Source organism: Microcoleus sp. D2_18a_D3 (assembly GCF_036702455.1).
Taxonomy (GTDB): domain Bacteria; phylum Cyanobacteriota; class Cyanobacteriia; order Cyanobacteriales; family Microcoleaceae; genus Microcoleus.
The window spans coordinates 31,754-41,617 of sequence record NZ_JAUBTK010000070.1 but is presented as its reverse complement, the minus strand read 5'-3'; the positions used below and the strand labels follow the sequence as shown (position 1 = coordinate 41,617).

Sequence of the window (9,864 nt, the reverse complement as noted above, 5' to 3'; positions counted from 1 at the left end):
GTGCTTGTGTAGTCATGGATAATTGTCCCATTCACTTGGGAGAAGAAGTGAAAAAAGCGATCGAAAAAAAAGGGGCAAAATTAATATACTTATCTCCTTATTCACCAGATTTTTCACCAATTGAGAATCTCTGGTCAAAGCTTAAAATTATTCTCCGTTCTATCAAGACTACTAATTATCAAGAATTAGCCAAAGCCATAGAGTGGGCGTTCAGTCAAGTTACATCATCAAATATTTTTAACTGGTTTACACACTGCTGTTATTGTACCTCATCTTTCTGAGAAAGGCTATACTTGTTAGAGAGGTATATTGTTTGAAAATTAGAATTAAAGAATAATCTCTCACCATGAGTGGCGATCGCAGTAGCGCATTTCAGTAAGCCAAAGCTATTCTACTAAAAGGGTCGTCACCCTTTTAGTAGAGTAGCAGACAAAAAGGTCATCAAGAAGCTGGCATCAATTTATTTGTTTGTGACCCCATCTTCCAAAGACTTATACTTCGAGCCATCAGGCATAACAGCACCTGTGAGCAAAGCACCACTCAGGTCAGAAATGCTAACTTTAGCACCTTTTAGATTTGCACCACTTAGGTAGGCCCTCTTCAGATTAGCACCACTCAAACTAGCATTCGTCAAATTGACACCGCTCATATTTGCGTTACTCAAATCCGCACAAATTAAATTAGCGCCGCTGAGGTTAGCACTACTGAGATTAACCTGACTCAAGCGAGCAAAACTCAGGTTAGCACTACTGAGATTAGCACCACTCAATTTAGCCTGACTGAGGTTAGCATTATTGAGGTTAGCGTGGCTCAGATTGGCATTACTGAGGTCGGCTTCACTCAATTTGGTTTCACTTAGATTTGCCCGATAGAGATTAATAGCTACTAAGTCTGCACCAATAGCATCTACACCTCTAAGAGAAACACCATCTTCATTCAAATCTTGGAGTGCCAGAATTCTTGCATAGCTAACTTTTACGCCGTGTGCTGCATCAACTATACTCCAAGCTTGGTAATGAAATTGCTTCCGGCGATCGGGAGCTTCCTTAATGAATAAAATTAAAGCAACGACCATACTAAGAGCATCAACACTCTGCAAAATCTCTCCAATCAAAGAATTGTCGTCTGCCGCCACATAAATTATGATGAACAGAACTGCTGAAACACTAGCCACTAACCACGCGGGTTGTGTCCAAAAATTATCAATGAATTTTCCTAAAATTCCTTTAAGAACTTCACCCAAGCGCTGAATGAGTGATTTACCCTGAAATTGCTGATAACTATCAGTTATTTTCGAGAGCATTTTTTGGATAACTTCACCATCCAACTGAATAGATACTAAAGGCTTTTTCTCTTCCTCGGTTGGTGGCGCGATCGGCTTAGATTCGTTCAGTAATTGTGTCTGTGATTCTTGTGGCTGATGGTGGATGACATCTTTTTGATCTGGGACAACATTTGGTGAAGAATCTGCACCTGCGCCTTTTAACATCAAACCTGTAATTGTTCTGTAGGCATCTGTCCAGGCCAGCTTTACTTCGGGAGTCCAATCTTCTTGGAGATACTGCTCAAAAGCCATCAGCAGTGCGTCTCCAACTGGCCCATAATATTTGGGAATTACCCCATAGCCGATATGTCTGCCTCCCAAGGCATTGAGAACAGGCCCTAAAGCTTCTGGAGAGCGGAGATTTTCTACTACTAATACCAAAGCATTTATGAGCTTTTTCTGTTGCTTTTCTATCTCAATATTGGCAAACAGTGGTTTAAATTCAGGGTGAGCGAGGAAGAGGTTTTCGTAGAAGCTAGCGGCAAATTCATCAGCACGAGGTTTGATTTTATCGAAACTGCTTTCCAGTACATCAACGGCTAATTTGGGCGGTTTTTCGGGAACTGGTTCGAGTTGGTGATTATCTGCTATAATGACTTTTTTATGGGGAATTATCTTGGTTTCTAATTGAACTTCTTCAGGTGTAGAAACTACACCTGCGCCTTTTAACATCAAACCTGTAATTGCTCTGTAGGCATCTGTCCACGCCAGCTTTACTTCGGGAGTCCAATCTTCTTGGAGATAGTGCTCAAAAGCCATCAGCAGTGCGTCTCCAACTGGACCGTAATATTTGGGAATTACTCCATAACCGATGTGTCTGCCTCCCAGTGCGTTGAGAACTGGCCCTAAAGCCTCTGGAGAACGGAGATTTTCTACTACTAAAACCAGAGCACTTATGAGCTTTTTCTGTTGCTTTGCCATATCAGTTTTGGCAAACAGGGGTTTCAACTCTGGGTGAGTTGTAAACAATTTTTCGTAGAAGCTGGCGGCAAATTCATCAGCACGAGGTTTGATTTTCTCGAAACTTTGCTCTAAAAGTTCAACATTTAAAGACATATTTTTGTTTTTCTCTTGAAAGTTGACGCTCCCTTGTCTTTAGACAAGGTTTTTAAACTATCCGGCTCTGATGAATGCTTTTGATAGAGTGTTTGGAACCGGAGAGTTTCTTTGCTGACGCCAGGGCCAGATATTACAAAGTCAATTTTTCCAACTCTTCCTCCAGGGTAGCCATAAACTCCTCTGCATCCTTGATGCCCATTTCTCCTAAAGCTTTCCACTCTTCACTGCTGTAATCTAAATCGAGTCCCATCACGTCTTGAGTCCAATAAGGCAAATTAGATGGGTTTTCCATTAGCTCACAGGTTATTTTTAAGATGTCTGTTCCGGTAGTCTTTGGTCTAGCCTTTGTCGCTAAGCAAAAGGAGAGCAATTTCGCTAAATTACTTTCTGGTGGAATGGCTATTAGAAAAGCCATATTTTGTGCTAGTACAAACTTGTCTAACTTCATTGGATATTTTCCTCTTCCTAGTTTTAAGGTACTCAGCTAAGTATTTTTTTTCAAGCAAGGAAACCAACATGGCTTACCCTGCATTCCTCCTATTATTACACTATCTATAGTAGTAAGGTACTTCAGGCGCACACTACCACTATAGTTTGTGCGTAAGTGCTAACAATTTATCTTACCTCAAAATTCAATTTTTTTATTTGAGGTCTCCAATTGTTACAGTTGTTTATCATCCCCATCTTATTGGTAAATTTTTCTCCGACTTAGAGTTGAGGTGGGGATTACAAGTGAGAAACTCTTCAATGTCGTATTTGATTGTGTTGCAAATAGCATCAAGAGGCAAGTCGTTGGTATCGTAGCCAAACGGGTTTTCTATTTCCAGACCAATTTCTTCTATGCCAAGTAACGTAAAACTAATCAAACTAACAAATAGGCCTGTCCCCCATCCCAAATCTTTAACTAGCTGAAAAGGTAATAACAGGCAGTAAATTAATAACAGTTGCTTGAGATGAATGGAATAAGCTAGGGGGAGCGGCGTTCTTAAAATGCGTTCGCAGTGTCCTACAGACTCCATCATACTCTTCACAGTAGTTTGCAGAAAAACTACATGACTGTAATGTAAGACAGCATTACCACGTTGATACTGCTGTTGTAGATAATCTGCTATCCAAAAGACTATCTGTAGCGGTGGATTGTGGATTGTCTTTAGCTGCAAATACTGAGAGGGAGACATCAATTCTTCTAATTCGCTATTTACAGCTTCTGACCTAAGATACAATTTACACGCTACGGGGAAAGCAGCTACGAGGCGAATGAGTGCAATTCTTTTGGCTCGATCTTCTGGTTCAACGTCGTTCATCATTGCCCCAATTTGCCAAACCATGTTACGGGCGTCATTGGCTAAATTTCCCCATAACCTACGACCTTCCCAAAACCGTTCGTAAGCGGTATTAGTTCGGAAGACCAGTAATAAGCCTAAGACGATGCTGGGAATAATACTTCCCAAAATAGGTTGGGATACAGGGAGTTTGAAATAGTAAAGTACAGAAATAATAAAACTAAACAGACCAAACCCAATAACTCGTTGATAAATGGCTAAAATAACTGAGCCTCTGAACTGGAAAGCAAGTTTAAACCAGTTTTTAGTTTTTTTTTTCATTCTTATTTCAATAGCTGAAAAGTGGTTACACAGGTATTTTAGGCTCATCGTCATTCAATAGCCCCTCACGCAGTTGATGGTACGACTGCTCTAGAGATGACAAATCAATATCCGCACTAGATGTTCCGTTGTACTCAAAAGGATTTTCAAGATCGTATATCAGCAACAACAAATACATGAATGCCGTAAATAGAAAACCTGAAACAATCAAATTGGTATAAAACTCGTCGGTATGCGTTATTAACAAAGCAATGCTTGAGGCAATTATCAGAAGATGCAACAATCCATAGGCGGATGCCAGAAAGTCGGTATCGCGAATCCTTTGAATTCGGGCAATCAGAAGACGAATTTTTGCCTGTTCACCTTGAAGGCGAGCCATCAAAGGAGCTTCGCAAAATTTTGATAATGGAACCAGTGATTGATTGAGGCTTGTAACGGCATTATCAACTCTGATGAATGGCTTATTCTGTTTCAAACAGAGTAGGACTGATTTGAGTATCTCAACTAACCCTTCTGTAAGTAGGGTTGGATTATAGTCGGGCTGACGGGCTGCAATGAACCAATTCGTATCTTGAATCGTTTCAACCGCATTCGCAATCTGCGCGGGCATATCTTCACTGGTACGGTAATCAGTCAGCGTTCCGTTCAGCATAAACGCCAAGATGAACGTTACCGCCGCCAACAGAGAACCTATCTGACTATCGAACTTACCAATTTCCCACTGCATCTGATGAGCAATCCATTTTGCCAAGCAAAATAGCGCTGTTAGGGGAATAACTTTGAGTAAGATTCCCCACTTTGACATATCGGTAAAAGTTCTGAGATTCATTGCGTTTATCCTTGATTAAAGATGTGTTTTTGGTGAGTAACGAGTGCGATAGCGCTCCATTATCTCTGGGAAACTGCAACGTCAATTTAGCGCTTTACCAGTTTTTTCTAAAGTCGGCTTATAGCTTTCGAGGTATGTTCTAAATTCCAGATGCAGGGTATCTATACCCTCTTTTTCCAGTAGCGCTAGGATAGCTAAATTCAATTCTTGACAGGCGTCAAAGTATAAATCCCGATTGTTATTAAAGGCTCGAATATTTATGACGCGAGCATTCTGTTCAAGTCTGTCTAGCCAAACAAAACATTTGTCATGTAAGGAGTTAATAGAGCTAGGTTCTTTCTGAATTGCCTCGCAAATTAGGGCAGTTTTTGCCGCCGAAATACTGTCAATTTTTAGAGTTAAATTAATCCCAAATGATTCTTCCGAGGCTGGATTTTGCGACCAATTTTCGACAATTCCAGTAATCATTTTGGAATTGGGTATTTTTTTAATAGAATCCCATTTTGCTAGACGAAGCTTTGTAGTTCTGATGCCAATCTCTAAAACTTGAACGCTACCATCTATTCCCTGCACAATCACCCAGTCACCAGGTCGATATAGATTATCCGTGTAAATAATGATGGTACACAACCAGTCATAGATAATGTCCTTAAGCAATAAACCGAACGTGATTCCCGCTCCACCTAATAAACCAATGAGCGCACTTGCAGATGCTCCTAACAACAACTCACTCGCCTTTAACACTACAACAGCGAGTGCCACCGTCTGAAACAGACGAGGCACGTAGGGTACGAGCAAGTCGTCTAGTTCGGTTTTGGTGTTCAGCGTCAGTTTTCTCAGTATCTCTCCTAACAGTGGAGAGGCGCGGTAAACAATATATGCAACGGCAACAATAGCACTCAGACTGAGAATTTTAGCTAGCATCTCGCTCACTTGAGGCTTTATATGCTCTGCCAAAATCACCTGTACTATCCAAACTCCACCGATGAAAATTAGCCACCCTAATGGTTGCTCCAGAATCTCGACTAACTCATCGTCCAGTGTGGTCTCCGTTCCGCTAGTAAGAAGCTTGATTCTCTTGATGGCAATCGAAAAGAACAATCCTCTCAACAGTTGTGTGAGGGTGATGATAGTGACGACGAGAACTATTTTAGTCAGCGGTATGTGTGCAACAGTTATGTGTGAATCAAGTAGGGTTTCCTTGATTTGTTTCCAAATGATTTCCATCTAACTAAAAACCTCCATTACTTAAACAAATAAGAAATATTTTTTGACTTTTAACTTCCCACAGGCGTAAATTAGTCGCCTCCTTGGCTAGACTTTGCCAGGTATATACCTGCCAAAACTAAAGAAAACGCCAACCAGTTCAGAGGAGTTAACCTTTCAGCAAAGATTATCCAAGCAAGTATGGCAGTAATCACTGGATCTAGCAACAAGAACACGGCAACAAAGCCAGAAGAAAATCCTTTGAGGTTATAAGCCTGAAGGCTTTGACCCAAAACTTGGCAGATTAACGCTTGGGCAATTATTGCCAACCACCCAGCCCAAGAAGAGGGAAAAAGTACATCTTCCGTTACCAGAACGATGGGGAAAGTTAACACGGTGCCGAAAAAGGAACACCACAAAAGTATCGTTGTCGCTGAAAACTTGGCTCGAAGTTTTTCTACAGTCAGCAGATTGGCAGCAGAAAAGACGGCAGATAGCATGGCAAGTGAGTCACCTGTAAAGTTATCACTCCCTATATGCAAATCACCTAGTCCAATTAAGATCGATCCGCTGATGGCGACTACCATGCCAATGAGGAATCTGCCATCAAAAGATTGACTGAGAAACAGCCATCCTATCACCGTGGTGAAAAGCGGGGTTAGGTTATGTAGTAGATTAGAGTTTGCCACACTGGTCTGAGTTAGAGACCAAGCCCAAGTGATTAAGGTGCTTGAGAAAAAAACACTCATTGCCAGCAACAAGACTAGATCGCTGCTGGTGTAATGTTGCTTTTGGAGGAAGGATTCGTGGGAGTGTCTTTCGCTCAAGGTGTTGAACAGATTTCCTAATCCTAAGATCGCAGTAGCTACCCAGAAGCGATTGAATATTGTCGCAACTGGACCGAGTTCCCGTTCGCTCAATCTGATGAAGATGGCGGCAAAGGATAAGGCAAGGATTGCGAGAAATAAGGAAATTAGTCCAATACTCCCTTGGAGTCGCTGCGCGATCGCACCTGCTGTCTGCTCTATCTGTGGCTGTGATGGTTTCAGTTCAATTGTCATCTTCACCCCTCAAAGTAGTAATTGCGCCACGCAAAAGGTGGCGCAAGCTAATGGCATTACTCTTGCATTCCCGCATACAGCAGTCGGACAAATAAGCGGACACCATCATCATTTTTTAAAGTTGAATAGTAGGGAGCTTCACTGTTACCGATCGCACGCAAATCCGAGAGCAGTTCGGGATGGAACTGGCAAGTAAAGGAGCGTCTAATTTTCTTAGTTTCAAAGTCTTTGTAGTTAATGCAGGTTGCCGAACATTCGGTAACTATTTCACCATCTTCCTCTGCTGTTGAACAAAGAATTTCAATGGCGTCTGGCAGTTGTATTAGCCAACTCAGAGAACTACCAGCGATGATGTGCCGATAAGGAACAATAGCGTCATGAATACTGCGGTAAGCCCAGTTTGCAAACAATATTGCTTCTTCGTTGACTTCATCCGAATGAAACATCGAAATTGATACTCTGGCCTCATATTGAATTGTTGTGTCAATCACGCCTTCATGGCTGTCGGCTGTGACATCATGAGCATGAATAATTTCCCAAGGAATACCTAAAGCATCGCCGTCTGGAGACTGATAAGGCAACAACACACGATCGCCAACTTCTTTTAATTCATTGCGCGTCACGGCAAAATGCTCGTCATTCCAGCCAGTAGCAACCACTCGTCCATCACGCTTTTTGACTTGGAGTGTCTTGCCCCTTGCTTCGATGCGCTGGCAGACTTCTTGCAACGATCGGAGTGCTTTACTCTCCTTATCGCGTTCTAAAGATGTCATATCGAGGACTTGTTTGACTGCACGCCGGATGAGTCGGATGTGACATTCAGCAGCTAGTTGGTGTCCTACACAGATAAAGATGGCGGGGGCGCTGGTGGGCGATCGCGAGATCAATAGTTTTTCCACTAATGCAAACATATCCTCTCGCGGACACGCCGGACTTGTCCAGGTGGAGGCATCATAGGTTGATGGATCGCCACCTTCGACGACTACGGCATAACCAGAGTTAATTGCGGGAACAACTATTTCTGGATCGAGGACTCCGGTTGACCAAACAGGTAGTAATACTGAGTCCATATCGGCGACTTTCTGAGCAATGTAGGCGACATTTTTGGAAGCCCGAACATCTTCGCCAAGAGCGTTAACGCCTACGTGTTCCCAAGGTTCGATGATAGTTATACAGTTGCGTAACAAATTGGGATGCAACAGTAGAAACTCCAAGTCTGACTGTGAATTAATCACTTTTTCTAAAGGCTTGGCGTGTCCCCACTCAAAAATGCCGTCGCTGGCAAATAGTTCTTTTTCCAAAAGCGGGTCTTCTGAAGTTCGATCTGCTAAGAAACGACCTAACAAAATATGTGCGGATTCAAAATCTGAGCGGTCTTCATGCAAGTAGCCTGGAGTGAGTCGCCAATCGGCTGTGGTGATTTGATTATTCTTAAATTTGATAGCTTCTCCCATTTTTTTTAGACTTTGTAATCCGAAAGTAATAATTTGATTAGTTCGATTCTGTCTTTATTCCCTGTTCTTGGGATTTTAACCCGTTAGTCAGAGCAATAGTTAGTTGTTGATGTAACAGCAGCTCCCACCCTTTGCCGGAAAATTACAAGCAAATAGACAGGAATCTTGTGAGTCCCTTGATAATCAACCTTACCATAGTCGTCGAGGTTAAGGAAGTAATCGGTGGCGACTAAGCGCTTATCGTCTTCGGTTAGCTATATCAAATGCGCTCCAGCGTTTTCCTCCAGGTTGCCGATGACTAATATTCCAACGATAGTATTTCTGGTCAAGCGTGCGATTTTTGCCAGAGAGCGTTTCCTCGGTAGATGTAAATAAAAGGGTAGAGTTGGTTTTCGGTTGTGCAAATTGCCTAGGTTTTGTGCTTTGACTACCCCTACCCTAAACAAAGATATGATGGCTTATTGATCCCAAGTTGAGATTTGAGCAACGTTAAGGTTAGCAACCAACCCATAGGTCACACTACTAGAACTGTTTCTCCCCGTTCCAAGTGCGGTACTATTTTGTCTTCGTAGAAACGGGCAGCGCGAGAGTAAACTTGGGCAATCTTTTCGCCAGCCGGGGGTGCTTCGTTGTGCGAGTGCAACATTTCCTCGAACCCTTCGTAGCCTAGGGCTAGACGCAGCAGATTTAGGTTGCGACCCGCAAAAATGCCAAAGGATGTCTCGCTAATTCGATGGTCGATTTGAACGGGAGTATCGGGCGACTTTACGGCCTGACTTTCAGCAAGGGCGATTTCACAGGTTTGCCTAGCGCGTCTCATCTGGGAGACATATACTGCGTCAAACTTTGTACCTTTTTTCTTCAGGTCAACACCTGCACGGCGCGCCTGCAATCGGCCAAAGGATGTGAGGTCAACATCCAAAACTCCGGCAAAAAGGTTGCGTTCGTTACTGGTACTTTCACCGTGCCCAATAAAGTAGACACGTCCTAGCTGTTCTGCATTGAATTCTTTTGGTGAAGCGGCAGAAGTTGTTGTGGCTGCATCGTGGAATTTAGTTGTAACTTTGATCGATCCATTGTCGGTACTTTCTACCTGGTCATCTAAGTTTCTAGTCTTCATTATTTACTTTCACTACGCCTTAAACAGGATTTAGATTCTTTTCCACGATTGAAGTTTCAGACTTTTAAGTCAGACGAGTTAACGACCAAAGCACTCTGCTACGAAAGCAAGGTCTTGAACCGTGCTGAGTATAGTCTGAGCCAAACCCCTCAGAGTCTATCAACACTCACTAATTGCTCAGGAGCGATCGCACAACAGACAACATGA

At 42.6% G+C, this 9,864-nt stretch carries 9 protein-coding genes; 1 reads left to right on the top strand and 8 read right to left on the bottom strand.

Features of this window, described 5'->3' with window-relative positions:
• A partial coding sequence (locus QUB06_RS34790) for a transposase (protein WP_445251423.1) occupies positions 1-281 on the top strand: 281 nt, incomplete at its 5' end.
• Positions 282-460: 179 nt separating this feature from the next.
• Here the strand turns inward: QUB06_RS34790 and QUB06_RS25805 are convergent.
• The 8 genes from QUB06_RS25805 to QUB06_RS25770 form a co-directional block, all read right to left on the bottom strand.
• Positions 461-2,380 (bottom strand): pentapeptide repeat-containing protein, encoded by a 1,920-nt coding sequence (locus tag QUB06_RS25805; RefSeq protein ID WP_333437709.1) that lies wholly within the window; start codon positions 2,378-2,380, stop codon positions 461-463.
• Between the two features lie 133 nt (positions 2,381-2,513).
• A complete protein-coding gene (locus QUB06_RS25800; protein WP_333437708.1) occupies positions 2,514-2,831 on the bottom strand; it encodes a hypothetical protein in 318 nt (105 codons plus the stop codon).
• Between the two features lie 226 nt (positions 2,832-3,057).
• Positions 3,058-3,987: a bestrophin family ion channel gene (locus QUB06_RS25795; RefSeq protein ID WP_333437707.1), complete on the bottom strand. Its 930-nt coding sequence runs from the start codon at positions 3,985-3,987 to the stop codon at positions 3,058-3,060.
• Positions 3,988-4,012: 25 nt separating this feature from the next.
• Positions 4,013-4,816 carry a hypothetical protein gene (locus QUB06_RS25790; RefSeq protein WP_333437706.1) on the bottom strand — a complete coding sequence of 268 codons (804 nt, stop codon included), beginning with the start codon at positions 4,814-4,816 and terminating at the stop codon, positions 4,013-4,015.
• Between the two features lie 81 nt (positions 4,817-4,897).
• Positions 4,898-6,043 (bottom strand): mechanosensitive ion channel domain-containing protein, encoded by a 1,146-nt coding sequence (locus tag QUB06_RS25785; RefSeq protein ID WP_333437705.1) that lies wholly within the window; start codon positions 6,041-6,043, stop codon positions 4,898-4,900.
• A gap of 71 nt (positions 6,044-6,114) precedes the next feature.
• Entirely contained in the window at positions 6,115-7,083 is a 969-nt protein-coding gene (locus QUB06_RS25780; protein ID WP_333437704.1) for a DMT family transporter, read from the bottom strand.
• Positions 7,084-7,139: 56 nt separating this feature from the next.
• Positions 7,140-8,537 carry a hypothetical protein gene (locus tag QUB06_RS25775; RefSeq protein ID WP_333437703.1) on the bottom strand — a complete coding sequence of 466 codons (1,398 nt, stop codon included), beginning with the start codon at positions 8,535-8,537 and terminating at the stop codon, positions 7,140-7,142.
• A gap of 514 nt (positions 8,538-9,051) precedes the next feature.
• Positions 9,052-9,657, bottom strand: a complete 606-nt coding sequence (locus QUB06_RS25770) for a phosphoglycerate mutase family protein (RefSeq protein WP_333437702.1) — start codon at positions 9,655-9,657, stop codon at positions 9,052-9,054.
• Positions 9,658-9,864 lie beyond the last annotated feature (207 nt).

Coding starts and splice junctions, on each gene's coding strand:
- QUB06_RS25805 (WP_333437709.1), bottom strand. CDS start 2,380: ATGTCTTTAAATGTTGAACTTTTAGAGCAAAGTTTCGAGAAAATCAAA.
- QUB06_RS25800 (WP_333437708.1), bottom strand. CDS start 2,831: ATGAAGTTAGACAAGTTTGTACTAGCACAAAATATGGCTTTTCTAATA.
- QUB06_RS25795 (WP_333437707.1), bottom strand. CDS start 3,987: ATGAAAAAAAAAACTAAAAACTGGTTTAAACTTGCTTTCCAGTTCAGA.
- QUB06_RS25790 (WP_333437706.1), bottom strand. CDS start 4,816: ATGAATCTCAGAACTTTTACCGATATGTCAAAGTGGGGAATCTTACTC.
- QUB06_RS25785 (WP_333437705.1), bottom strand. CDS start 6,043: ATGGAAATCATTTGGAAACAAATCAAGGAAACCCTACTTGATTCACAC.
- QUB06_RS25780 (WP_333437704.1), bottom strand. CDS start 7,083: ATGACAATTGAACTGAAACCATCACAGCCACAGATAGAGCAGACAGCA.
- QUB06_RS25775 (WP_333437703.1), bottom strand. CDS start 8,537: ATGGGAGAAGCTATCAAATTTAAGAATAATCAAATCACCACAGCCGAT.
- QUB06_RS25770 (WP_333437702.1), bottom strand. CDS start 9,657: ATGAAGACTAGAAACTTAGATGACCAGGTAGAAAGTACCGACAATGGA.